Below are 23,719 nucleotides of genomic sequence, written 5' to 3'. Positions count from 1 at the left end.
TCTATTGTTCCTCGTGAGACGACTTTCTCGTAACAGTGCAACCGTTCGCTGGGGGGCAGCGTTCTTCGGTCCCCATATCGCTACGAGTTTGCGGCAACTGCCTCGCTATGTGGCTGATTGGTTGGCCTACCGGAAGGCCGCGCCGGGGCAGCGGCTCTCATGGAACGATTCCTACCCCTGCTTGAGCGATCGCGTAAAGGCGACCCCGTTCGATCCGCATTATTTTTTTCAGGCAGCCTGGCTTGCGCGCCGGTTGCAGGTAGTCAGGCCGTCGTTGCACGTCGATATTGGGTCCAGCGCGATGATGATTAATGTGTTGAGCGCCAGTGTGAAGACAGTATTTGTCGATTATCGCCCGCTCCGAGCCCGCCTCTCTAACCTGAGCTCTCTTGCCGGAGACATCGTCAGGCTGCCTTTTCGGGATGCCAGCATTGCCTCGTTGTCGTGCCTGCATGTGATTGAGCATGTGGGGCTCGGTCGATATGGCGATCCTCTCGATCCGGAGGGGAGCCGACTGGCAGCTGCGGAATTGCAACGTATTGTGCGGCCGGGCGGCCGGCTCTTTCTTTCCACCCCAGTCGGGCGTGAACGGGTGTGTTTCAATGCGCATCGGGTTCACGCTCCGAATACCATTCAATCGTATTTCCCCGCCCTCCGGTTGGAAGCCTTTTCGCTCGTCGATGATGAGGGAGAGTTCCGGGAGCGCGTTTCTCCTGAGGCTGCGGCCCGTCTTGAATACGGGTGCGGGTTATTCGAATTCGTAAAGCCTGATGCGTAACTGGCTGCGGCGCCGTTTGGCTCAGAGTGAACTGTTTTCGTTCAATGTTGTCCGGCGAGACCGATGGATTGCCGCGCAGGCTGCGCAGTTGCCGCCGGGAACGAAAGTCTTGGATGTCGGTGCCGGATCCTGTCCCTATCGCCATTTGTTTGCGCACTGCGAGTATCGCGCGCAGGATCTGGCGCCGTTGCGCGGAGATCAGCTGCGGCACGGCGGATATGGGCAGCTCGATTATGTCTCCGATCTCGCGGCAATTCCGGTTCCTGACGGGAGCTTCGGAGCGATACTCTGCACGGAAGTGCTTGAACATCATCCGGAACCGATCCGGGTGGTCCATGAGTTTGCCCGGATTCTTCAGCCTGGCGGTAGCCTTATTCTCACGGCGCCTTTGGGTTCTGGCATCCATCAAGAGCCCTACCATTATTATGGCGGGTACACGCCCTGGTGGTACGAACGGTTTCTGGGGGAAGCCGGATTTGAGGCAATCACTATTGAGCCCAATGAAGGGTCCTTCCGATTTTATTCCCAGGAGACCTTGCGGTTTCTTCAGACAACGCTGCCGTTTCGAATACAGCTTCCGCTTGTTGCACAACTTATCTGGACTCCTCTCTGGATCGCATTGGCCCTGCCATTAGGGGGCCTTATTCCACTCCTGTGTAAATACCTTGACCGATTTGATGGGGAGAAACGATTTACGATTGGATTCCATGTGGCAGCTCGAAATTCCGGGAAGGCTTGCCGATGATGGAAGTGTCAGCTGGTACTGGGAGTTATTATTATCGGTTGATGGAGCCCTTGCTGATCGTGGGGTTATTTGACAGGTGTGAGGCTGAAGGGCGTGAGTAGCATCTCCATGGATAGGACCGGTAGAGTAGAAGTGTATTCGCCAGATGGTCGAGGAGCGGGAAGAGCAGCGCAATGGATCTTGATTCCAGGAGCACTCCTTTTCGCTACCGTAGCGCTCATGATGCTTTATCGAGAAGTCCTTCTCCCGATGTTTTTACCCGAGATTTCTTCGGGACTATTTGCGGGGGATCCGATCTACTTTCAACGCCTTGCCGTGGATCTGGTGGCCGACATGAAGGTGCAGGGGTGGAGTGCGTGGACTTTACGCCCCGCTGGGCAGGCCCCTGCGGGAATCTTGGCCGTCCTGTACTATTTTACCGGCCCCGATTCAAGAGGCGTTATCCCAATTAATGCGATCCTGCACGTGATTGGCACGCTTGCGCTCTATGGCGTGGTCACGCACTTCGTGTCTTGGAAGCCCGCGGTGCTGTTATGCGTGCCGTACTGGATCTCCCCCTACCACATGGCTTTGTATGCGCAGCCAAATAAAGATAGTTTTTCTGGGGCTGGCGCGTTGTTGCTCGTCTACGGATGGGTGCGCATTACCGACCTCTTTTTCAGTCCTCCCGTGGGGATGACCAAGTCATGGTTCTATGCGCTCTGCTCGGTGCTTGCCGGGACTGTGCTGATGGGAATCGTCAGGCCGTATATGGTTTCTATTGCGCTAGTTATGGGAATGGCCTGCTTCTGTTGGCTCGCGGTTCGCTCAATAGGATGGTATCGATCGGAAGAGGGGGCGCGTCGAGTGGAGCGGGGAATGAAGCTTGCCGGTATTGCATTCATCCTGCTGGCCAGCATCCCTCTGTCATGGTCGGATTTTGAGGAGAAGGCGCAGGAAAGGCGAATGGAATTCGTCAATCATTCCTCAACGACCGAGTTGTGGCGGCCGATGGGGTGGATTCCCCAAGCCGTCGAAAATAAAGTTGCCGCCATCGTAGTGGCTCATAGAGGGAGTTTTCGTGACTTTCTTACGGATCGGAATCAGGCATCTCGAGACGCTCTGATCGATATGAACCATGGTTTTGAAAGTTTGGCCGATGTGGTGGCCTATCTCCCACGTGCTGCTCAAATCGGGTTCTTCGCACCCTTTCCCAACCAATGGTCGTTCTTCGGGTTTCCGAGCCGGTCGGTATTCTGGAATGTGTCTGCTTGGCAGATGCTGAGTGCGTATGGGGCTTATGCGTTGCTGATCTGGGGAGTCTTTCGTTTACCAGAACGGCCGACCCTCATGGTGGCCATAGGGTTTGCCGTCTTGTTCATGGTCTTTTATGCCTTTGCCGTTCCGCACCTTGGGAATCTAGATCGATATCGGTACCCGTGGCTGTGCCTGTTGACGACGCTGGGGGGAGCGTGTGGAGTGCGGTGTTGGCAGAGACGGAAATCCCGGGCTGGTGCCAGGTCTTGTGCCGCTCGAACTCTTGTGTGAAGACTCGCTTGCCGGTCATGAGTCCGTTTCTTGTGTATTTACCTGTCCCTCCAGGGATATCGCCACGTGGCCATCAATTAAGGGCGTGGTGTTCCTGTCCATTCTTTCCTCGGCTCCAGCGATGAATATTCTCTGTGTCTTCGGCCGGCATGCCTATGGTGATCCTGCGAGGGGTGACGGCTATGAGTATGTGAATTTCCTGCCGTCGTGGCGGAGATTGGGGCATCAGGTCAGCTTCTTCGAGTCGTTTGCCCGTGAACCGTATGCCGATTTTGCCGCGCTCAATCGGGCGCTCTTGCGCCGGGTCGAAGAGACCGCTCCGGACATCGTCTTTTGTGTGTTGATGCAGTACGAGGTCTGGACCGAGACTTTGCGCCTGATTCGCAACAGCGGCGCGCTTCTGGTCAACTGGTCGACGGACGATTCCTGGAAATATCCGATGTTCTCCAGGTTGATAGGATCGGAGTTCGATCTCTTTGTGACCACCTATCCGCAGATGGTCGCCCGATATCAGGAAGATGGCATTGAAAGCGTGTATCTCTCGCAATGGGCGGCGAATGCCGAAACTCTCGATTCGCCAATCCCTGCAAAGGATTGCCGGTACCCAGTCAGCTTCGTCGGCGCTTCGTATGGACATCGTCAAATGATGGTCGATGCGTTGCGCAAACAGGGGATCGATGTGGTCTGCTTTGGCCATGGCTGGCCAGCGGGACCAGTTGAAGCGAAACGGATCGCAGAGATCGTTCGAACCTCGCAAATCAGCCTCAACTTCAGCGAGGGTTCTCAACCGGGGGTGGCCGGTGCGGCCGACCGGCAAATCAAGGCTCGGGTGTTTGAGGTGCCTGGGTATGGAGGATGTTTGCTCACGGAGGAGGCCCCGCATCTTGAGCGGTATTTTATCAAAGGGAAGGAGATTCTCACCTTTGAAGGAAGCGATGAGCTCGTGCATGCGGTCAAATCATTGTTGGCTGGTCCTGACCGGCGGGATGCCATTGCTCGTGGAGGATTCGACCGGGTGAGTAAGGAGCACACCTATGATCGGCGTTTTGCGGATGTAGTTGGGGAATTGATGCGGCGGTGCGAGCAACGGCCTCGGCGGTCTATTGAATGGCTGGCATTTGAGGTTGCGGCTCGCAGGCATTCAAGGGGGCTGCTGTTATGCGGACTCAAAGCGCTCGCGGTTTTGGGCGCTCGGCTGGTGTGGGGGGAGCAACGAGGGCCTCGCGCTGCGCGTCGAATCGCGTTTGAACTGTCTTGGCGTCTTTGCGGGAAGCGGACCTACTCTGCTGCGGGATGGCCTGGCCGCATGTTTTACAAAGAAAGCTGATTCGTGCCGACTCCGCTTATTACGGTTGCCATGTCGGTTCATAACGGTGAAAAGACCGTGCAAGCCGCGGTCCGGTCTATTTTATGGCAAACCTGCACCGATTGGGAATTGCTTCTGGTGAATGATGCCTCTACAGATGGGACCGCGCGCGTCCTCCGGCTGTTCCGGGATCCCCGAATTCAGGTGCTGGATGAACCTCAGCAGAAAGGCCTGGCGGTCAGGCTTAATCACTGTGTCACACTGGCCCGTGGGAAATACATTGCCAGAATGGATGCCGACGACATCGCATACCCCGAGCGGTTTGAGCGGCAGGTGCAGTACCTCACGGCGCATCCCGACATCGATCTCTTGGGCCATGGGGCCATTCTGTTTACCGGTGAGGGGCAGGCCCTTGGCGTCTATCCTTCTGCTCGTATCCATGAAGAGATTTGCGGCCGCCCCTGGTGGGGATTTCCGCTGGCGCATCCGACGTGGATGGGCAAGCATTCATGGTTTGCGCGGCATCGGTACGAGGAAGGGTTAGCCAAGGGGCAGGATCAGGATCTGCTGCTCAGAAGCTATCGAACCAGTCGGTTTGCTTCGCTCCCTGACTTGTTGCTGGGCTATCGACTGGAAGGGATTTCCGTAAAAAAATCATTGGTCGGGCGCCTGAACTATTGCCGTCAACTGGTAAGGCAGGTCCAGGATGCTTCGTCGGCCATCACGGCGGCGCGAGGAATGCTGATTCATGGTCTTGCGTTGGGGCGTGATGTGCTGTTGGAGGCGACAGGGTCTTTGAGTCATCGGTCTCGACAATCATTTCAGGTGGCGAACGATTGCGAGCAGGATGAATGGCGGGAGGTATGGCGTCGTGTCACATCTGAAGAGCGTGCTCTTCGGTAGGGTGTCTTTTCCCATGCAGATAGAGGGGATGCAGATTTTCTAAACATGTGTGGAATCGCCGGTGTATTGAATTATCGATTCGCTGATCCGGCCCGGACCGCCTCCGAGATGATCGGGGCGATGCGGTATCGGGGGCCTGATGACGCAGGAAGTTGGGCTGATGCCTCCGCTGGGTTGGGGCTCGGTCATGCGCGCCTGTCGATTCTCGATCTGTCTCCCGATGGACATCAGCCGATGGTATCGGCCAGCGGGCGCTACGTCATGACGTTCAACGGGGAGGTATATAACTTCTCGGAGCTTCGAGGCCTGTTAGAGGAACAGGGGGATCGATTCCGAGGGCATTCCGATACGGAAGTCATGCTGGCGGGGATTGAGCGATGGGGGCTTCAGGACGCGGTGTCTCGATTCGCCGGCATGTTCGCGTTTGGATTATGGGATCGTGAGACCAAGCAGCTCAGTTTGGTGCGCGATCGTCTCGGGATCAAGCCGCTCTATTTCGGCTGGGCTGGGCGGGCGTTTGTCTTTGCCTCGGAGTTAAAGGGGATTCGATGCGTCAAGGAATTTGACCCTCAGCTGAATCGAGGGGCGCTGGCGCTGTTCCTGCGTCTTGCTTATGTGCCTGCCCCCCTCTCGATATTCCAGCATGCGTACAAGTTGATGCCCGGCTGTATCCTCACGGTGACGCCAGATTCGGCGCGCTCGATGGAAGGGTTTTCACCTAATCCTGACGACGGTCAGGCGAGATGGAAGCCGGCTCGCTATTGGTCTGCGCGTGAGGTGGCTGAACGGGGCGTGGCGTTCCCGTTTCAAGGGACGGAGACTGAGGCGATCGAGCGTCTCGATATGCTGCTTCGTCAGGCGATTCGGCTGCGAATGATTGCGGATGTGCCGCTGGGCGCATTTTTATCCGGGGGGATTGATTCGTCCATTGTTGTGGCATTGATGCAAGCCCAGAGTGCAGTACCGGTGAAGACTTTCTCGATCGGTTTTCAGGAGGCCGAATACAATGAGGCGGGGCACGCTAAGGCTGTGGCAGCGCATCTCGGGACAGACCATACGGAGCTCTATGTGGCGCCGGAGGAGGCGCGTGCGGTCATCCCGAAGCTGCCGGCGATGTATGATGAGCCCTTCGGCGATTCTTCTCAGATTCCTACATTCCTGGTGTCTCAGCTTGCCAGAAAACATGTGACGGTGGCTCTCTCCGGCGATGGCGGGGACGAGCTGTTTGGTGGCTACAATCGGTATTTCTGGAGCCGCCGGCTCTGGGGCCGGCTTGCTCCCATTCCCCGGCCTGTGCGGGCCGGTCTCGGTTCGCTGATTCAGGCCGTCTCTCCCGATCGATGGGGCCGCCTCTATAATGGGCTTTCCTTTGCTCTGCCGGCAGTGCAACGTCCAGGTGATCAGATGCACAAGCTGGCCGGTCTGCTTGGGGCGAAAGATCCGGACGCCATGTACCAAGGCATGGTGTCTCTCTGGCAGCAGCCGGCGGAAGCGGTTGTCGGTCCAGCGGAGCCTCGGACCACGTTGAATGACCGGTCCTCATGGGCTAGGCTTCCCGAGTTTACGATGCGCATGATGTACCTCGATTTGGTGACCTATTTGCCGGACGATATTCTGACGAAGGTGGATCGGGCGAGCATGGCGGTCAGTCTTGAAGCGCGGGTGCCTCTCTTGGACCATCGGCTGGTGGAGTTTGCCTGGACGGTGCCGCTGTCGATGAAAATCAAGACAGAGGGAGAGGGAAAATGGTTGTTGCGGCAGGTGCTTGATCGCTATGTGCCTCGAGCACTGATCGAGCGCCCCAAGATGGGGTTTGGTGTTCCTCTGGACTCCTGGCTCCGCGGTCCGCTGCGGGAGTGGGCTGAGTCGTTGTTGGATGCCGGCCGTCTTGAGCGGGAAGGGTATTTTCATCCCGGTCCCATCCGCCAACGGTGGGCGGAACATCTTTCCGGCAAGCGGAATTGGCAATACGCGCTGTGGAATGTGCTCATGTTTCAGGCCTGGAATGAGCGCTAGCGCAATGCGGCCACGGCTTCTGTATCTCATCACGGAAGACTGGACCTTTTGGGAGATTCGGCGCGATCTTGCCCGTCTGGCACGGGATGCGGGCTATGAGGTGACGATCGCCACGCGCGTGACGGCCCATGCCGAGCGTATCCAGCAGGAAGGCTTTGACCTCATCCCGATCATGATGCTGCGGGAGAGTCGAAACCCGTTGAGGGAATTGATGACCTTTCTGGAGCTGGTGCGGATCTATCGCCGGGTCCGCCCACAAATTGTTCAGCATGTGGCCATGAAGCCAGTGCTCTACGGCTCATTCGCCGCTTGGGCGGCTGGCGTGCCTGCCGTCATCAATGTGTTCGGCGGACTGGGCTATGCGTTTACCGACCGGCCACAAGGCCCGTCCCTCCTTCGTGCGTTGTTGCAGTGGGGGCTACGGAAGGCGATTACTTTGAGTCGCGCTCTTGTGGTCGTGCAAAATCCTGACGACCGGGAGGTCTTGATCCGAGCACATGTCACTCAATCGGACCGGGTTCGACTCATTGCGGGGTCTGGTGTCGACATTCATCGATTTGTGCCGGTCGAGCCTCCGTCCGGAGATCCCATCGTGATGTTGGTGGGGCGGATGTTGTGGGACAAGGGCGTCGGAGAGTTCGTCGACGCCGTGGTGCGTTTGACACAACGAGGGGTGCGCGCGCGCTTTGTCCTGGTGGGACGATGCGATCAGGGAAATCCCACTGCAATCGGAGAGCCTCAACTAGAGCAGTGGAGGCGAGAACACGGAATTGAATGGTGGGGACATCGGGAGGACCTTCCAACAGTCATGGGGCAGGCAAGCGTGGTCGTGTTGCCATCGTATCGTGAAGGACTCCCAAAGGTCTTGTTGGAAGCAGCGGCCTGTGGGAAAGCCGTCATTGCGACGGATGTGCCCGGATGCCGGTCAGTCGTTCAACACCAACACACCGGGCTGCTGGTTCCGGTGCGAGATGCGGCCGCTTTGGCTGAGGCGATGGCGGAGCTTCTCGGGAATGCGGAACGGCGGGCGGTTTTGGGGGCGAATGCGCGGCAGTTTGTGGTGCGTGAACACTCGTCGGAAAAAATCAGCGCCGAGTTTCTTGCGTTGTATCGTGAATTGCTGGGGCAGACGGCCCTTTCCCAGACAATCGCGTCGGATTCACCGGCATAAACGAATTGATCATCCATGATGCTGTGGGGAGGGGTTGTGATCAGCGGTTTTGTGGCCTGGTGGCTGACCGGTCAGCTGGCGGGCGCGCGGTTTGCCTTGTCCGTGCTCGATCATCCCAACGAGCGGTCGCTTCATAACCGGCCCACGCCTCGCACCGGAGGGGTGGCGATCTTAGCCGGTCTGCTCTTCGGACTGGCATGGATGAGCTGGGGTGGGACTCCATGGAAGGGTATATCCGATCTGGGCTTATTGGGGTGGCCTGCCCCGGTGTGGATTGTGCTACTGACGTATGGAATCGGGTTGGTGTCGTTTGTCGATGATCGCGGCGGAGTCCCTGTGTCTGTCCGATTCGGGATCCATCTGCTGGCCGCTACGATGCTAGTTGTGGGGGCGGGGTTGCGGATTCCTGCCCTCTCTCTTCCTGTGGTAGGCGCGGTAGATTTCGGCTGGCTGGCGGTGCCCCTTTCGATAGGGTTTCTTGTGTGGATGACCAACCTCTATAATTTTATGGATGGGATGGACGGATTTGCCGGCGGCATGACGGTGGTGGGCGGAGGCTTTCTCGCCTGGTTTGGGTGGAGCGCTGGGCTTGGATTCCTTTTTGTGACGGCGGTCTGTGCCGTGGCTGCGGCGATCGGATTTCTTCTTCACAATTTTCCACCCGCCAGAATCTTCATGGGCGATGTCGGCAGTGTGTCGCTGGGATTTCTTTTTGGATCGCTGATGCTCCTCGGAGTTCATGACCGTGTATTCGATTTCTGGGTTCCCATCATGCTGTTTTCCCCCTTCATCGTCGATGCCACGGTGACGCTCATTCGGCGGAGTCTTCAAGGGGAACGTATTTGGCAGGCGCACCGCAGCCACTACTACCAGCGGCTCGTGTTATTAGGGTGGGGACATCGGAAAACCGTATTAGCCGAGTATGGCCTTATGGTCCTCTGCGGGTTGCTGGCATGGGGGTATCACATGGCTGATGTCTGGACGCGATGGGTCGTGCTTGGTTTTTGGGGGGTGGTGGTGGGGCTGGCTATGCTCGGAGTCCATCAGGCTGAGCAACGGGTTTTGCCTGCCCGCCGCGATGCCGGTCATGCAGGTCTGTGATAGGCTCAAGTTTCAGCGGTGTGATCTCAGATGGCCGTACTTGGCGTGTCGTTATGACGAGTGTTCAGCATCATCCTGCGGATGTCCGGTTGCTTGACGGCATTCTGGTTATTAATCCCAGGAGTTTCATTGAGCGGCGACAGAGTATTGAACGGCAGCTTCAGCCAATCGGCATCCCCTATGAATTTATCCACTCCTATGATGCCGGAGACCTGGACTCAACCATTGCGACTAAATACTTTGCGAACGCCTTCCTCAGCCCAGGGCAACAGTCCTGCGCGCTGAAGCATCTTCAGGCGCTACGACTGATTGTCGATCGCAACTGGCAGCGGGCGCTGGTTTTGGAAGACGATGCGCTGCTTGTTTCTCGGTTTATTCCGGAGCTTGACGCGGCGATCCGTGAATCTGCCCGATGTGAATCTCCGCACGTTCTGTTCATTGGGAGCGGAGGGAATCAGTATACGCCTCGTCGATTGCGAGTGCCCGGACAACGGCTCTACAAGTCCGAGAGAGGACGGTTGGGAGAGGCCTATGTGCTGGGTAGTCAGGCGGCCCGTTTACGGGTTGAGTGGATCGAACAGCACGGGATTCTGTTGCCCATCGACAATCTCTTCGAACAGATTGATCGGGAACGTGGGATTGCGATGTATTGGCTTGAACCTCCTATTGTGGAGCAGGGCAGCAAGACTGGGCACTTCCGATCAGTGCTGGAGCCGGCTCCTCCCAATTGTGTCCGGCGGGTGACGTCTGTGTTACAGAAGCTTCGGAGAAAGTATCTCTACTGAGCTCTAGCTAAAAGTATGGCATTGATCTCATCCCAACGACTGATCGATCTTGCCCGGATTACGGCCATCATTGCCTGCGTGGGGCTCTTGTATTCTCCCTCGGTGGGCACGATCGGTCTGGTTGTGACCTATGCGGCCTTTCTTGCGAGTGGTCAAGCTGTTGTTCGGTTCAAGGGTGTACTGGCGAGGCCGCTGGCCTATTGGGGGGTGGCGTTTCTCGGGGTGGTCTTGCTGGGGATGTTGTACGCGTCTGTGCCCTGGCAGGACCGATGGACGGATTTTTACAAATGGCGCACAATCCTCTGGTTTGTTGTGGCGCTGGCCATCTTTGACGAGGAGTGCTGGAAAGAACGGTTGCTGGTTATGTTTCTTGCCGGGACCGCGGTTGCAGTTGTGGGGTCTTTTCTTTCTGCCGCCGGGTGGGTCACCTTCCGGCGTGGGCCGCACGAGTTGCTGCGGAATTCTGGTACGCAGGGGATGGCATTTGCTTGCGCCTCGTTAATATGCGCGTGGATGACCTTGGAAAAGAAGACGCTTGGGCCTACCCCTCTGATCTGGCCTTCGCTGGGATTGCTGCATGTTGTTAATATTGTGTTTATTACCGATGGGCGGAGCGGCTATGCCGTCCTTGGATTGGGGCTGATCGCTCTATTGTGCTGGAACGCTTCGTGGAAGTATCGAGTGTTGATTCTGGTAGGTTTAGTTGTCGTAGGTTGGCTGGCATTTTGGGTGTCTCCGCGGTTGCAGGGAAAGGTGACAGCGGCGGTGGTGCAGTGGAGCAATGAGTCGGAGTCCGAGGGGCTCACAAACTTCGGCAGCCGCCGGGTGTTTTACAGAAACAGTGTGGAAGTATTGCAAGAACATTGGCTTCTGGGCGTTGGCACCGGGGGGTTCGCGCCGGCCTACGGTGATCATGTGTCGAAGAAGTACGAGGCGTCGGATTGGCGGTCGCTGCATACGACGGATCCCCACAACCAATACTTGTCCGTGGCGATTCAGCAGGGGGTCGGAGGCCTGGCTGTGTTTCTCGTGTGGATCGTCGCCATCGCACGTGAGCGCGAAGCACGCCATGATTATCATCGGCTGGCAGTGGCGATTCTCGCCGGCTGGTGCGTGACGAGTCTGTTTAGTTCGCATTTCAGAACATTTGCCGAGGGGCACATGCTGGCGACGTTCCTGGGTGTGCTGCTCGCCGTTGAATCACCATCAGCCGTCACGCCGCCTGGTGGGGGCCCGTCACGGGACGCATAGGACGAGGATATGCAGAAGGTTTCCGTCTACATTATCGCGTTTAACGAAGCTGCGAAAATCGCTACCACGATCAATAGCGTGTTGTGGGCGGATGAGATTGTCTTGGCGGATTCAGCCAGTACGGATGGAACCGATCGGATTGCGGCTGAGATGGGAGCGCGGGTCGTGCAGATCCCGTTCGAGGGATTCGGTCATCTGCGCAACCGCGCGATTGCCGCCTGTTCGCATGAATGGATTCTGAGCATTGATACGGATGAACAGTGTACGCCGGAAGTCCGGGATGAAATTCTGGCGCTGCTGGCCGGCACTCCCGCGCATGACGCCTATCTGGTGCCCAGGCGGAATTACTTCATGGGGCAATGGGTGACGCACTCCGGCTGGTATCCGAACTTCAGGCAGCCGCAATTTTTTCGCAAGGGCGCGATGAAGTATGTGGAATCCCCTGTTCATGAGGGCTACGAACTGCTGACGCCCAAACCGGTGGGACGTTTGAAGCAAGCGATCTGGCAGGTGCCCTTCCGGAACTTTGAGGAAGTGGTCAAGAAGGCGAACCGGTATTCCACGCTTGGCGTGCTCAAGCTCGCGAATCGGCGGGTATCGATGGGGCAGGCGCTGCTGCATGGGATCTGGTCCTTTATGAAGCATTATATTTTCAAAAAAGGAATTTTGGACGGCTGGCCTGGATTTGTGATTGCGTTCGGAAACTTCGAGGGCACGTTTTACCGGTATGCGAAGCGGTATGAAGAGCAAGAGCAGTGGCCGCTTCCGACGCAGCCGCCTCTGCGCCGGCCCGGAGGGAATTCCGCGGCATGAAGACCGCGGTGATTGTCACTACGTACAATCGACCCGATGCGCTGGCCGTAGTGCTGTCGGGCTATGAGGCGCAAACCGATCGGGATTTTGAACTGGTCGTCGCCGATGACGGATCGACGTCCGAGACCGCGGCGGTGATCCAAGATTATCAGCGCCGGAGTCAGGGACCGGTCCGGCATGTGTGGCAGGAGGATCGGGGCTTTCGAGCCGCCGCGATTCGCAATCGGGCGGCCGCGGCTACCACGGCGGACTATATTATCTTTACGGATGGCGACTGCGTGCCATCCCGGCAGTTTGTTCAGGCTCACAAGCGGTTAGCGGAGCCGGGGTATTTTCTCGGGGCCAATCGCGTGCTGCTCTCCGAGCGAGGGACGCAGCGGGTTCTGGATGGGCGGCTGCCTATTCACGAGTGGGGCTGGGTGCAGTGGAGTTTGGCGTGGGCCAGGCGCGAGGTGAATCGGCTTCTGCCGCTGCTCATTTTGCCGGATGGCTGTTTTCGCAAATGGGAACCTGAACGGTGGAAGGGCATCAAGACCTGCAACCTCTCGCTGTGGCGGAGCGATCTGGTCCGTGTCAACGGACTCGATGAGTCTTATGAAGGATGGGGGCTGGAGGACACCGATCTGGTTGTGCGGTTGCTGCGAAGCGGCGTCAAACATAAGACGGCCCGTTATGCCGCGCCGGTGTTTCATTTATGGCACCGTGAGCAGGCTCGAAGCGGGTTGGAGGAAAACCGGGCGCGGTTGGAGCACGTGTTGCGATCGCAGGACACACAGGCGGGCAAGGGGCTTACCCGCTATCTGATGGGGGCTGAGATATGACAACTGCTGGTGGTATGGTCGGTGCGCAGTTGATCGAACGTTGCCCGGTTGGATGCGAAGGCGACTTGGTGGAAACGGCGATTGTGTTGCCTGAAGGCGCGTTGCGCCGGTGTCTTGTGTGCGGACAGTTGGTCAGTCAGATTACGGCACTGGCATTTGCCAGTTCGATGAAGGAGTTTGATCAGCCGAGAGGAACGCTCCCGACTGAGCACACGCAGCGCAGGCATGATGCTCGGGCGGCGAAGTTGTTTGGGACTGTGGCGGCCCTCGTTGGTTCCAAGCCGGGACGAGCCCTCAGGCTTCTTGATGTTGGATGTTCCAGTGGAGCTCTGCTGAGGAGTGCCTTGCACCATGGGTTCGACGCCGAAGGAGTTGAGCCGGCGGCACAAGCTGCTGGGTTTGCCCAGGGTTCAGGGCTCAAAGTCTTTCAGGGGTACCTTCAAGAGGCGCGCTATCCGGATTCGAGTTTCGATGCGGTGACCTTGATGGAGGTCATTGAACATCTTCCGGATCCGCACGCGTTGTTGAAAGAGGTGTGGCGGATCCTCAGACCGAATGGTGTGCTCGTGGTGGGAACGGGCAATGGCGCGAGTTGGACGGTCCGTTTGGTAGGGGCCCGTTGGGGATATTTTCAGGTGGCGGGGCATGGCGGGCACATCAGCTTTTATAATCCCACATCGGTTGGATTATTGGCAGACCGTTGTGGATTCCAAGTGGAGCAAAGCACAACCCGTCGGGTCTCATTAGCGGAACCATACGAAGTCGGTCGGATCACGTATCGAGTGCTCAAAGTTATGGCGGAAATACTGACGATTCCGGCGAGGATATTGGGCCAAGGGCATGACATGCTGGTGTTATTGAGAAAGGTTCCCGCGTAAACAATGTCGAAGGTGGACCATCTTCCTAGGCTTAAGATCGCCGTCCTGATCAAGCGCTTTCTCCGCACCGGTGGCGCGGAAAAATACGCGATGGAAGTGGTGCGGCGTTTGGCGGTGGCCCATGATGTGCACGTCTTCGCCCATGAGTGGATATTTGACGGTTCCGAACCCATCACGTTTCACAAAATTCCCAGGGTTTGTCATAAACCGGCCTGGGTGAATCAGTTGTTTTTTTCTTATTTCTGCCGCCGGGCGGTGGATGACGGATTCGATGTGGTGCATTCCTTTGAAAAAGTCCCGACGTTCGATGTGATGACGGTTCAGTCGCCCTGTTTCAAATCTCCGGAACTCAAAGGATTAGGGCGCTGGCAGCAGCGGTTGGACTGGGTGCGCACGGCGCTGAGTCCTCGCAAGCTCGCCTGGCGGTGGCTGGAGGCCAGACAGTTCGCCGATGAGGGCGCACGAGTGATTATTGCCGTGGCTGAGAAGGTGAAGCGGAATGTGCAAGCCTGTTACGGGCTTTCCGACGATCATTTTCAACTGGCCTATACCGGGGTGGATGTGCCGAAGATCGAGCGGGTCTATTCACCACAGGAGTTGCACGACATTCGTGCCCAGCTGGGCCTCTCCGCCGATGATCTGGTGCTGTTGTTCGTGGGGACCGAGTTCAAACGGAAGGGGCTGGATGCATTGTTGGGAGGGCTGGCACTGCTCCCGCGCGGGATGTGTAAGCTGCTGATTGCGGGGGGCGGCGGCGGAAAGCTTGACTATTACAAACAGCTCGCGGCCAAGATCCATCTGGAGTCTGATGTTCGGTTTCTCGGGTTGGTTCAGGATATTGAACGGATGTATCCGATCGCAGACCTGTACGTGTTGCCGACATTGGCCGATCCCTGCCCGCTGGCTCCTTTAGAAGCCATGGCGGCTGGGGTTGCGACCATTATGAGTGCGCCGGATTTCAACGGGAGCGCGGAGTTGATACAAAACGGAGAAGCGCTCCTTCTCTCGAACCCTCGTGATCCGAAAGAAATCGCCCAAGCCGTGATGTCATTGACGGACAGCCGGGCACGGCAGGAGCTGGCTGAAAAGGGGCGCGCGTTGGTGCGGCAATTCACCTGGGACAAGACGGCTGAAGAAACGTTGTCGGCCTATCGGTCCGTGTTGCGGCGCAAGGGGGTGAGGGGGCAGCCCTGTTTAGAGATGCAAGGAGTGTCGTGAAAAGTATTGTCAGTCATCTCTTCCACAGAGTGGCGGGAAAGTACGGCCAATTGATCTTGCGCTTCCGATCGCTGTTGGTCGTTGCCACCCATTTGGCGTTGATCGTGGCGGCGCATCTGACGGCATTCATACTGCGGTTCGAGGGCGATATTCATGCGCCATTCGACCGGATGATGTGGCGCTATCTGCCGGCTGTCTTGGTGATTTATTGGGCAGGGCTGTGGGTATTTGGGATTCAACGCGGCTTGTGGCGGTATGTCGGGCTTCATGACTTAGGCCGTATTTTTTGGGCGTCCCTTGCCAGTTCAGCCGTGTTTTTCGGGGTGGTTCACCTGGCTCTCGGACTCGCCGAGTATCCGCGTTCGATCATTATCCTGACGGGGCTTCTGAGCGGTTTCTACATTGCGGGCATCCGGATGGCTGTCCGCTGGTTTCGGGAATGGCTGCAAATTATCGCGCCAACGGCCCGGCGAGTCCTGATTGTCGGCGCGGGCCGTGCCGGAGAGTTGCTCGTGAGAGATATGTTGTCCGATCCCAGTTATCACAGCCGGCCGGTCGGATTCATCGATGATGATCCGGTGAAGCGGAAGATGAAGATTCACGGGATTCCCGTGGCCGGCACGATCGGTGAGATCAAACAGGTTGCGGATCGCCTGGGGGCCCATGAGATTATTGTGGCCTTGCCGTCTGCGTCGACCGCGACGAAACAGAAAATTCTGGCGGCATCCGAAGGCTGCACTGCGCCGATAAAAATACTCCCCAATGTGAAGCAGTTGTTGGGCGATCCCGTGTCCCTCCAGCAAGTGCGCCCCATGAGTCTGGAAGACCTGTTGCAGCGGGAGCCAGTTCAAACGGACCGGCAGGAGTTGCACCCCCTCATCGAAGGGAAAACGGTCTTGGTCACCGGGGCGGGAGGGTCGATCGGATCGGAGTTGTGCCGGCAGATTGCCCGCTATAAACCGGACTCACTCGTCTTGTTCGAACGCTATGAGAACGCGCTGCACGCGTTGTTGCTGGAATTGCGCGCAGCCTTTCCCGATGTCGGCGTGTTGCCCATCATCGGGGATGTGACCAGCGCCGAACGGGTCACGGAGGTCTTTCAGCAGACTGGGCCTGACTTGGTGTTCCATGCGGCGGCGCATAAGCATGTGCCGCTGATGGAGCTGAATCCCAAGGAAGCGGTGCGGAACAATGTGCTGGGCACGCGCACGGTGGCCGAGGCCGCGCTGGCGGCCGGGGTCGATCGGTTCGTGTTGATCTCGACCGATAAAGCGGTGAATCCCACCAGTGTGATGGGCGTGAGCAAGCGGATCGCGGAACAGGTGATTCAAGGGTTCAATCATGTGGGGCAGACCAAGTTCACGGTGGTGCGGTTTGGGAATGTCTTGGGCAGCAATGGGAGTGTTGTTCCTCTCTTTGCCGAGCAGATTCGCAAAGGCGGCCCGATCACGGTGACGGATCCGGAGATCAAGCGATTCTTTATGACGATTCCCGAAGCGGTCCAGTTGGTCTTGCAAGCCAGTGTGCTCGGGCAGGGAGGCGAGGTGTTTGTGCTCGATATGGGGGAGCAGATCAGAATCGTCGATTTGGCCAGAAATATGATCGTGTTGTCCGGGTTGGTGCCCGGCAAAGATATTGAGATTGTGTTCACGGGCTTGCGGCCCGGTGAAAAGCTCTACGAAGAGTTATTCGACGAACAGGAGCAGGTGGCCCCGACCGCTCACGCCAAAATCAACCGGGCCATGGGCCCCCCACGGCCGGACGATCTCGATCAATGGATCGAGCAGTTGGACATCAACCTGTCCCAGTGGAGTGAAGAGGCTGTGGTGCAACAGCTTCGAGTGCGCATCCCGAGTTATACCCCCACCCTCCCTCAGCGGGTGCCCTGATCATTGCTGCTACTCCTGCCTTTCCGGTCCCTCTTCAGCCCATAGGGTCTATTGGGGGTGGCGATCGGCGGATCTTTGCGCCTGGTGTTATTTGTCTTTGTAAAGTCTCCACTGATGGGTAAGATACTATCAAGGTAGGGGTTCTTCCTTAGCGGTGTGTTTATGATGAGGCCGAGATGGTGAAGCGTACAGCAAGAAAACTGTCGGTTCGCAGCAAGTCGGTGCAAGACCGGTTACGGGCGATCAGGCTTTTTGCCACGGATGTCGATGGGGTCCTCACCGATGCCGGGATGTACTATGCCGAGTCGGGCGATGAGTGGAAGAAGTTCAATACGCGCGACGGGATGGGGATCAAGCTTTTGCAAAAGGCCGGTATTATCACGGCAATTGTCACCCAGGAGCGGACGAAGATCGTGGCGCGGCGAGCCGAGAAGCTGGCGATTCCTGAGTTGCATCAAGGGGTGATGGATAAGCTGACGCTCATTCGTGAGATGGCTGGCCGGCATGGCCTGTCACTCAACCAAGTGGCCTACATCGGTGATGACGTCAACGACTTGGAGTCGTTGCGCGCTGTCGGGTTTTCCGCCACGCCGGCCGATGGCATGCCGGTGGTGTGCGACGCCGTCGATTACATCTGCCAAAAAAAAGGTGGAGAGGGGGCCGTCCGGGAAATCGCAGAGCTGCTGCTGCAAGCACGGACCTCTTCTGAACCTATTCCCAAATCGAAGCGGAAGGGTGCGCGATGAAAGCCAGTAAGCACAGGCTGTATCCCGTGATCATGGCCGGAGGGAGCGGGACCCGCTTTTGGCCATTGAGCCGGCATTTGTTCCCCAAGCAGCTGCTCAAGATCGGCGGGGACCAGACGCTGATTCAGCAAACGATGCAGCGGGTCTGCGGCTGTGCGCCGGCTTCCCATGTGCTGATTTCGACCAATCGCGCACAGGCGGAGTTGATTCGGACTCAGCTGGTCGAGTGGAAGGACGATCTCGCGCAGGGGTTTGTGCTTGAACCGGAAGGGCGCAATACGGCACCGGCCATTGCGCTGGCGGCGCTGGAAGTGCTGCGGCGCGATCCTGATGGGGTGATGTTGGTCGTGCCGGCGGATCATGTGGTGACCGGGCAGCGGGACTTTCAGACCGCCGTGTCGTTGGCGGTGCAACTTGCGGCGCAGGGCTATCTGGTGACGTTCGGGATTCCACCGGTCAGGCCAGAGACAGGCTACGGCTATATTAAGCCCAATGGGCGGGCGATCCTTGGCAAGCAGGGGAAGCTGACGGGATACCGCGTGCAGCAGTTTGTCGAGAAGCCCGATGCCGCGAAAGCGGCTCGCTATCTCAAGGCAGGCAATTATTATTGGAACAGCGGCATGTTCATCTGGCGCGCTGCGGCGATTCTGGAAGAAATTCGCCGGCATCAGCCTGCGTTGGGCGCAGTCGTGGATCGTCTCGGAGCGCTGAAGGCAGCCGGGGCATCCCAGGCGGCGATGGATGAAGTCTATCGCCAGGCCCTGTCGGTCTCGATCGATAACGGGGTCATGGAATTGTCGTCGAACGCGGCGGTCGTGCCTGTGGTGTTCCGCTGGTCCGATGTGGGGAGTTGGGGGAGCCTGGACGAAGTCGCCAAGCAGGATCAATCCGGGAATATCATGACCGGGCGCGTGGTCGATTTCGAAAGTACACGGTCGATTGTCTATGCGGATCGGCGGGTGGTGGCCACCATCGGGCTGCAGGACATGGTAGTCGTGGATACGCCCGATGCCACGCTGGTCTGTCCCAAGTCTCGCGCGCAGGATGTGAAGAAGATTGTGGAAGTGCTGAAGCGGCAACAGGCGCCGGAGCATTTGGAACATCTGACGGTCTTTCGTCCATGGGGATCGTACACGATTTTAGAAGAAGGCCCCGGCTTCAAGGTCAAACGGGTGACGGTCAACCCTGGTGGGCGGCTGTCGTTGCAGCTCCATCATCAGCGGAGCGAGCATTGGGTGGTCATTGCCGGAACGGCACGGGTGACGAGGGGTGAGGAGGTGTTCGATCTCCAGGTGGGGATGAGCACCGCTATCCCGGTCGAAACCCGGCATCGATTGGAAAATCCCGGCCAGGATATGCTGCACATTATTGAAGTGCAGAATGGTCCCTATCTGGGCGAAGACGATATTGTCCGGTTTAAAGACGATTATGGGCGGGGTTAGATTCGACTGGCACGAGGTGTGAGGCATGAGGCAAGGGGCTGACCCCCTCGCTTCTCGTCCAGAGCCTCTCGCCTAGAAGGAGTGAGGATGGGTTTATTTCGCGAATATGATCTCAGAGGGATTGTCGGGCAGGAACTGACCGAGGACATCGCCGAACTGGTTGGGCGGGCCTACTGCACGCATGTCCAGGGGCGCGGGGTGAAGACGGTGAGTATGGGGCGCGATGGCCGTCTGAGTTCCCCCCAATTGCATCAGGCGCTGGTCAAGGGGTTATTGGCCGGAGGGTTGAACGTCATTGATATCGGCATCTGCCCTTCACCGCTGGTCTATTTCTCGCTGTTTCACTTGCCGGTGGACGGCGGCATCATGATTACCGGCAGCCATAACGCAGCCGAGTACAACGGGTTCAAGATTTGCGTGGGGAAAGAGGCGATTCATGGCGAGGAAATCCAGGCGCTTCGCCGGGTGATGGAGAAGGGGGAGTTCGTGTCCGGCAATGGGACACGGTCGGAGCACCCGATCATTCCCGATTACCTGGCCTATCTCAAGAAGAGTTTTGCCGGGGTGCAAGCCAGCCATCTCCATGTCGTGATCGATTGTGGCAATGGCGTTGCCGCCTTGGTGGCGAAGCAGGCACTGGAGTTGCTGGGTTGCAAGGTGACGGGCCTGTATTGTGACTTGGATGGCCGGTTTCCCAATCACCATCCCGACCCCACGGTGTTGGAAAATTTGGCCGACCTCACGCAGGCTGTCAAGGATCACAAGGCGGATGTGGGCATCGGCTATGACGGTGATGCCGATCGCATCGGCACAGTCGATGAGCAGGGGAATGTGCTCTGGGGCGACCGGCTGATGGTGATCTACTCGCGTGATATTCTGGCAGCACGGCCTGGCAGCACGATCATTTCCGAAGTGAAGGCCTCGCAGAGCTTGTACGACGACATTGCCAAGCAGGGTGGCCGTCCGGTGATGTGGAAAACCGGTCATTCCTTGATCAAAGCCAAGATGAAGGAAGAACAGGCCGTGTTGGCGGGGGAAATGTCCGGTCATATGTTTTTTGCCGACCGCTATTTCGGTTACGACGATGCGGTCTATGCATCCTGCCGTCTCGTGGAAATTCTGGCGAAGCGCAGAATGCCGCTGTCCGCGCTGGTGGCGGATTTGCCTGAGACGACGGTCACCCCTGAAATTCGTGTCGATCTCCCGGATGCAATCAAGTTCGATGTCGTCAAGCGGGTCCGCAGCCGGTTTGAGGAGCATGTGAAGTCCCAGCAGGGACTGGGGCCGGAACAGCGCCGGGTGAGGGAGTTGGTAACGATTGATGGAGTGCGGGCGATCTTCGACGACGGATGGGGCCTGATCCGGGCCTCCAATACTCAACCGGCGTTGGTCTTGCGATTCGAGGCCCTCTCGCCCGCGAAGCTCACAGCCATTCGTGCTATCGTGGAAGCGGAGCTGGCTGCCGCGCGACAGTTTGTCGAACGCTAGTGCCGATACGTCCTTTCCTTAACCGGCCGTTGGGCCGTTTCCCTATGACACCCGTATTATCCGTTTCGCTGTGCCTGTTCATCCTGGGGGCTCCGGCGTGGAGCCTTGCGGCTGAGGATGCCACACGGCCTTTTCAGATCGGCGAGCGGCTGACCTATGACATTTCCTTCCTGAATATCAGCGCGGGAACGGCGGTAATGGCCGTACAGATGGGAGACGAGGGGAACGATCGGATGGTCGGGAAGTTTGTCACCACAGCGGTCTCGAGTCCCACGGTCACCCGGTTCTTCCCTGTCGATAACCGCGTCGAGTCGGTAACCGATCTGACCGCCTTTCTTCCGGAACATATGACCTTTCGCAGGCGGGAAGGGAAAAAGAAGGAAGATATCGAATATACGTTTCATCAGCAGGACCATACCGTGACTGCCGTGCGAGGGGGCACTACTGAAACGGTGCCGATTCCAGCCGGGACCCAGGACCTGATTTCTTGCCTCTATTACGTGCGCAGCCAGTTACCGTTCAAGCAAGGGGCCTCAATGGCGTTGAATGTGTACCACGATAAGAAGGTCCGCCAGATCGATGTCCGCGTCGAAAACATAGAGATGGCCGAAGGGCCGTGGGGCAAGCTGGAAACGGCTCAAGTGCTTGTGATCATGCCGTTTCAGGGAATTTTTCTGAATCAGGGCAATATTCGGGTCTGGTTTACGACGGATGCCCGGCGTATTCCGGTGCGCATGAAGGCCAAGGTGATCGTCGGCTCGATTGTGGCGGATCTCATTGAAGGAATTCCGGAAGTGGCTCAACGAAAATGAGGACAGGACCTGTCATTGCCGGGCGGATCTAAACCCGCTATACTTGCTCCACGATGGGACAATTTCCCCTTACATTAGGCCGCTTTATCATTCGCAGTCAGGCGCAGCATCCTGGTGCGACCGGAGAGTTCTCCAGCCTGCTCAGCCAGATTGGTCTGGTGGGGAAAGTCATTGCGCACGATCTTCGCCGTGCGGGTCTCATCAACATCCTTGGCACGACCGGTGAAACGAATGTGCAGGGCGAGACGGTCAAAAAGCTGGACGACATTGCGAACGACACTTTCTTGCGCGCCTTCCAGCAAAACGGATTGGTCTGTGCCTTGGCCTCAGAGGAAATGGAGCAGATGGTCTCGCTGCCGGAGAACTGGCCGCAGGGGAAGTACATGCTGCTCTTCGATCCGCTCGACGGGTCGTCCAATACCGATTGTAATATGCCGCTGGGAGCCATTTTCTCCGTGCTGCGGTATGAGAGCAACGACCGGCCGCCGGTTGAGAGCGATCTGCTGAAAAAGGGGCTCGAACAGGTGGCGGCAGGCTATCTGTTGTTTGGCTCCAGCACCATGCTGGTCTATACGGCCGGTCATGGGGTCCATGGGTTTACCCTTGAACCGAGCATCGGTGAGTATCTGCTGTCGCATGAACAGATCCGGATTCCCGATCGCGGGAAAGTCTATGCGACCAACGAGGGGAACTACCACAAATGGACCCCGGGCATGCAACGGTACGTGGACTCTCTCAAGATCTCCGACAAGGCCACGGGACGGCCCTATAGCGGGCGCTACTCCGGCTGTCTGGTCGCCGATGTGCACCGTGTCTTGCTTGGCGGCGGGGTGTACTTCTATCCCGGTGAAACGGATAAGCCGGAAGGCAAACTCCGGCTCATGTATGAAGGCAATCCGCTGGCAATGGTGGTGGAGCAGGCCGGCGGACGGGCCACGACCGGCACCATGCGTATTCTTGAGGTGGAGCCCCAAAAATTGCACCAGCGGGTGCCCTTGATTATCGGCAGCAGGCAGGATGTGGAGACGGTCGAAGCGTTTATTCAGGGCCGGTCTTAGCCGGCATCATTCACGATACGTTGTTTTGGAGGAGTGACATGGCAGATCGGGTGCAGGAGATTCTGAGCTGGTATGAAAGTGACAATGCGGGCACCAAGGCGAATCTGGCACGCATGCTGCGGCACGGCAAATTGGCCGGGACGGGCAAGCTCGTCATATTGCCCGTCGATCAGGGCTTTGAACATGGTCCGGCCCGCAGCTTTGCGCCGAATCCGGCCGGCTATCATCCGCACTATCATTTTCAGCTGGGCATCGACGCCGGGTGCAATGCCTATGCGGCGCCGTTGGGGTTCCTCGAAGCGGGTGCCAGCCACTTTGCCGGGCAGATCCCGCTGATTTTGAAATTGAACAATCATGATGTGTTGCATGACGAGAAGGATCCGCTGCCGTCTGTGACGAGCAGTGTCCGGGATGCGCTGCGGTTAGGCTGCGTCGCGGTGGGATTTACGATCTACCCGGGGTCGGCCCATTGCCAGACCATGTATGAACAATTGCGCGCCATCACGGAAGAAGCCAAGGCTTCCGGTCTGGCGGTCGTGGTCTGGTCCTACCCCCGTGGCTCCTCGCTCAGCAAAGAAGGGGAAACGGCGATCGATGTCGGGGCCTACGCGGCGCAGATTGCGGCGCAATTGGGCGCGCATATCATCAAGGTGAAGTTGCCGACCGCGCATCTGGAGCAAGCCGCCGCCAAGAAAGTCTATGAGTCCACCCAGATTCCTATCAAGACCTTGGCGGAGCGGGTCAAGCATGTGGTGCAGAGTTCCTTCGACGGCCGCCGGATCGTCATTTTCTCGGGCGGCGCGAAGAGCGAAGACAAAAACGTCTTCGACGAAGCGCGGGCTATCAGGGATGGGGGGGGATTCGGCAGCATCATCGGGCGCAATTCCTTCCAGCGCCCCAAGGCCGAGGCCGTCAAGTTCCTTCATACGATCATGGGGATTTATGCCGGGGAGATTCAATAGCGTCACCGG

The 23,719-nt window shown here is 57.8% G+C and carries 21 protein-coding genes; all 21 read left to right on the top strand.

Features of this window, described 5'->3' with window-relative positions; genetic code table 11:
- The first annotated feature begins 109 nt into the window (after nucleotides 1–109).
- The 21 genes from RI101_02430 to RI101_02330 all read left to right on the top strand — a co-directional run bounded on the left by RI101_02430 (nucleotide 110) and on the right by RI101_02330 (nucleotide 23,710).
- The gene (locus tag RI101_02430) at nucleotides 110–778 is read left to right on the top strand and encodes a DUF268 domain-containing protein (protein ID MEC4888893.1); all 669 of its coding nucleotides are present in this window, start codon (nucleotides 110–112) and stop codon (nucleotides 776–778) included.
- Nucleotides 771–1,523, top strand: coding sequence for a class I SAM-dependent methyltransferase (locus RI101_02425; protein ID MEC4888892.1), 753 nt, complete (start codon nucleotides 771–773; stop codon nucleotides 1,521–1,523). The genes RI101_02430 and RI101_02425 overlap by 8 nt, the downstream gene beginning before the upstream one ends.
- Nucleotides 1,524–1,772: 249 nt before the next feature.
- Nucleotides 1,773–3,050 (top strand): hypothetical protein, encoded by a 1,278-nt coding sequence (locus tag RI101_02420; protein MEC4888891.1) that lies wholly within the window; start codon nucleotides 1,773–1,775, stop codon nucleotides 3,048–3,050.
- A 121-nt stretch (nucleotides 3,051–3,171) separates the two neighbouring features.
- On the top strand, nucleotides 3,172–4,377 hold the full coding sequence (locus RI101_02415; protein ID MEC4888890.1) for a glycosyltransferase: 1,206 nt from the start codon (nucleotides 3,172–3,174) through the stop codon (nucleotides 4,375–4,377).
- Between the two features lie 3 nt (nucleotides 4,378–4,380).
- A complete protein-coding gene (locus tag RI101_02410; protein ID MEC4888889.1) occupies nucleotides 4,381–5,259 on the top strand; it encodes a glycosyltransferase family A protein in 879 nt (292 codons plus the stop codon).
- A 45-nt stretch (nucleotides 5,260–5,304) separates the two neighbouring features.
- Nucleotides 5,305–7,275: an asparagine synthase (glutamine-hydrolyzing) gene (asnB, locus tag RI101_02405; protein ID MEC4888888.1), complete on the top strand. Its 1,971-nt coding sequence runs from the start codon at nucleotides 5,305–5,307 to the stop codon at nucleotides 7,273–7,275.
- A gap of 4 nt (nucleotides 7,276–7,279) precedes the next feature.
- The gene (locus RI101_02400) at nucleotides 7,280–8,446 is read left to right on the top strand and encodes a glycosyltransferase family 4 protein (GenBank protein MEC4888887.1); all 1,167 of its coding nucleotides are present in this window, start codon (nucleotides 7,280–7,282) and stop codon (nucleotides 8,444–8,446) included.
- Between the two features lie 15 nt (nucleotides 8,447–8,461).
- Nucleotides 8,462–9,547, top strand: a complete 1,086-nt coding sequence (locus RI101_02395) for a glycosyltransferase family 4 protein (GenBank protein MEC4888886.1) — start codon at nucleotides 8,462–8,464, stop codon at nucleotides 9,545–9,547.
- Nucleotides 9,548–9,600: 53 nt separating this feature from the next.
- Entirely contained in the window at nucleotides 9,601–10,332 is a 732-nt protein-coding gene (locus RI101_02390) for a glycosyltransferase family 25 protein (protein ID MEC4888885.1), read from the top strand.
- Between the two features lie 15 nt (nucleotides 10,333–10,347).
- Nucleotides 10,348–11,583, top strand: coding sequence for an O-antigen ligase family protein (locus RI101_02385; GenBank protein MEC4888884.1), 1,236 nt, complete (start codon nucleotides 10,348–10,350; stop codon nucleotides 11,581–11,583).
- A gap of 9 nt (nucleotides 11,584–11,592) precedes the next feature.
- Nucleotides 11,593–12,396: a glycosyltransferase family 2 protein gene (locus RI101_02380; protein ID MEC4888883.1), complete on the top strand. Its 804-nt coding sequence runs from the start codon at nucleotides 11,593–11,595 to the stop codon at nucleotides 12,394–12,396.
- A complete protein-coding gene (locus RI101_02375) occupies nucleotides 12,393–13,217 on the top strand; it encodes a glycosyltransferase family 2 protein (GenBank protein MEC4888882.1) in 825 nt (274 codons plus the stop codon). The genes RI101_02380 and RI101_02375 overlap by 4 nt, the downstream gene beginning before the upstream one ends.
- Complete coding sequence (locus RI101_02370; protein MEC4888881.1) at nucleotides 13,214–14,095, top strand: class I SAM-dependent methyltransferase; 882 nt, start codon at nucleotides 13,214–13,216, stop codon at nucleotides 14,093–14,095. Before RI101_02375 ends, RI101_02370 begins: the two co-directional genes overlap by 4 nt.
- A 3-nt stretch (nucleotides 14,096–14,098) precedes the next feature.
- Complete coding sequence (locus tag RI101_02365) at nucleotides 14,099–15,313, top strand: glycosyltransferase family 4 protein (GenBank protein MEC4888880.1); 1,215 nt, start codon at nucleotides 14,099–14,101, stop codon at nucleotides 15,311–15,313.
- Nucleotides 15,310–17,202: a nucleoside-diphosphate sugar epimerase/dehydratase gene (locus tag RI101_02360; GenBank protein MEC4888879.1), complete on the top strand. Its 1,893-nt coding sequence runs from the start codon at nucleotides 15,310–15,312 to the stop codon at nucleotides 17,200–17,202. Before RI101_02365 ends, RI101_02360 begins: the two co-directional genes overlap by 4 nt.
- Nucleotides 17,203–17,378: 176 nt before the next feature.
- Complete coding sequence (locus RI101_02355) at nucleotides 17,379–17,948, top strand: HAD hydrolase family protein (protein ID MEC4888878.1); 570 nt, start codon at nucleotides 17,379–17,381, stop codon at nucleotides 17,946–17,948.
- A complete protein-coding gene (locus tag RI101_02350) occupies nucleotides 17,945–19,390 on the top strand; it encodes a mannose-1-phosphate guanylyltransferase/mannose-6-phosphate isomerase (protein ID MEC4888877.1) in 1,446 nt (481 codons plus the stop codon). Before RI101_02355 ends, RI101_02350 begins: the two co-directional genes overlap by 4 nt.
- Nucleotides 19,391–19,477: 87 nt before the next feature.
- Complete coding sequence (locus RI101_02345) at nucleotides 19,478–20,878, top strand: phosphomannomutase/phosphoglucomutase (protein ID MEC4888876.1); 1,401 nt, start codon at nucleotides 19,478–19,480, stop codon at nucleotides 20,876–20,878.
- 44 nt (nucleotides 20,879–20,922) lie between these two features.
- On the top strand, nucleotides 20,923–21,690 hold the full coding sequence (locus RI101_02340; protein MEC4888875.1) for a DUF3108 domain-containing protein: 768 nt from the start codon (nucleotides 20,923–20,925) through the stop codon (nucleotides 21,688–21,690).
- 53 nt (nucleotides 21,691–21,743) lie between these two features.
- Nucleotides 21,744–22,748, top strand: coding sequence for a class 1 fructose-bisphosphatase (gene fbp, locus RI101_02335; GenBank protein MEC4888874.1), 1,005 nt, complete (start codon nucleotides 21,744–21,746; stop codon nucleotides 22,746–22,748).
- Between the two features lie 38 nt (nucleotides 22,749–22,786).
- Nucleotides 22,787–23,710, top strand: coding sequence for a class I fructose-bisphosphate aldolase (locus RI101_02330; GenBank protein ID MEC4888873.1), 924 nt, complete (start codon nucleotides 22,787–22,789; stop codon nucleotides 23,708–23,710).
- The last annotated feature ends 9 nt before the right edge of the window (nucleotides 23,711–23,719 follow it).

This window comes from Nitrospira sp. (genome assembly GCA_035968315.1).
Taxonomy (GTDB): Bacteria; Nitrospirota; Nitrospiria; order Nitrospirales; family Nitrospiraceae; genus Nitrospira_D.
Note: the sequence above shows the minus strand (reverse complement) of the source record. Positions and strands in the feature narration are given on the sequence as shown.

What these genes read in the sequence shown, in the direction of transcription:
- RI101_02425 (MEC4888892.1), top strand. Translation starts at nt 771, where the DNA reads ATGCGTAACTGGCTGCGGCGCCGTTTGGCTCAGAGTGAACTGTTTTCG.
- RI101_02420 (MEC4888891.1), top strand. Translation starts at nt 1,773, where the DNA reads ATGTTTTTACCCGAGATTTCTTCGGGACTATTTGCGGGGGATCCGATC.
- RI101_02415 (MEC4888890.1), top strand. Translation starts at nt 3,172, where the DNA reads ATGAATATTCTCTGTGTCTTCGGCCGGCATGCCTATGGTGATCCTGCG.
- asnB (MEC4888888.1), top strand. Translation starts at nt 5,305, where the DNA reads ATGTGTGGAATCGCCGGTGTATTGAATTATCGATTCGCTGATCCGGCC.
- RI101_02400 (MEC4888887.1), top strand. Translation starts at nt 7,280, where the DNA reads ATGCGGCCACGGCTTCTGTATCTCATCACGGAAGACTGGACCTTTTGG.
- RI101_02395 (MEC4888886.1), top strand. Translation starts at nt 8,462, where the DNA reads ATGATGCTGTGGGGAGGGGTTGTGATCAGCGGTTTTGTGGCCTGGTGG.
- RI101_02390 (MEC4888885.1), top strand. Translation starts at nt 9,601, where the DNA reads ATGACGAGTGTTCAGCATCATCCTGCGGATGTCCGGTTGCTTGACGGC.
- RI101_02385 (MEC4888884.1), top strand. Translation starts at nt 10,348, where the DNA reads ATGGCATTGATCTCATCCCAACGACTGATCGATCTTGCCCGGATTACG.
- RI101_02380 (MEC4888883.1), top strand. Translation starts at nt 11,593, where the DNA reads ATGCAGAAGGTTTCCGTCTACATTATCGCGTTTAACGAAGCTGCGAAA.
- RI101_02375 (MEC4888882.1), top strand. Translation starts at nt 12,393, where the DNA reads ATGAAGACCGCGGTGATTGTCACTACGTACAATCGACCCGATGCGCTG.
- RI101_02370 (MEC4888881.1), top strand. Translation starts at nt 13,214, where the DNA reads ATGACAACTGCTGGTGGTATGGTCGGTGCGCAGTTGATCGAACGTTGC.
- RI101_02365 (MEC4888880.1), top strand. Translation starts at nt 14,099, where the DNA reads ATGTCGAAGGTGGACCATCTTCCTAGGCTTAAGATCGCCGTCCTGATC.
- RI101_02355 (MEC4888878.1), top strand. Translation starts at nt 17,379, where the DNA reads ATGGTGAAGCGTACAGCAAGAAAACTGTCGGTTCGCAGCAAGTCGGTG.
- RI101_02350 (MEC4888877.1), top strand. Translation starts at nt 17,945, where the DNA reads ATGAAAGCCAGTAAGCACAGGCTGTATCCCGTGATCATGGCCGGAGGG.
- RI101_02345 (MEC4888876.1), top strand. Translation starts at nt 19,478, where the DNA reads ATGGGTTTATTTCGCGAATATGATCTCAGAGGGATTGTCGGGCAGGAA.
- RI101_02340 (MEC4888875.1), top strand. Translation starts at nt 20,923, where the DNA reads ATGACACCCGTATTATCCGTTTCGCTGTGCCTGTTCATCCTGGGGGCT.
- fbp (MEC4888874.1), top strand. Translation starts at nt 21,744, where the DNA reads ATGGGACAATTTCCCCTTACATTAGGCCGCTTTATCATTCGCAGTCAG.
- RI101_02330 (MEC4888873.1), top strand. Translation starts at nt 22,787, where the DNA reads ATGGCAGATCGGGTGCAGGAGATTCTGAGCTGGTATGAAAGTGACAAT.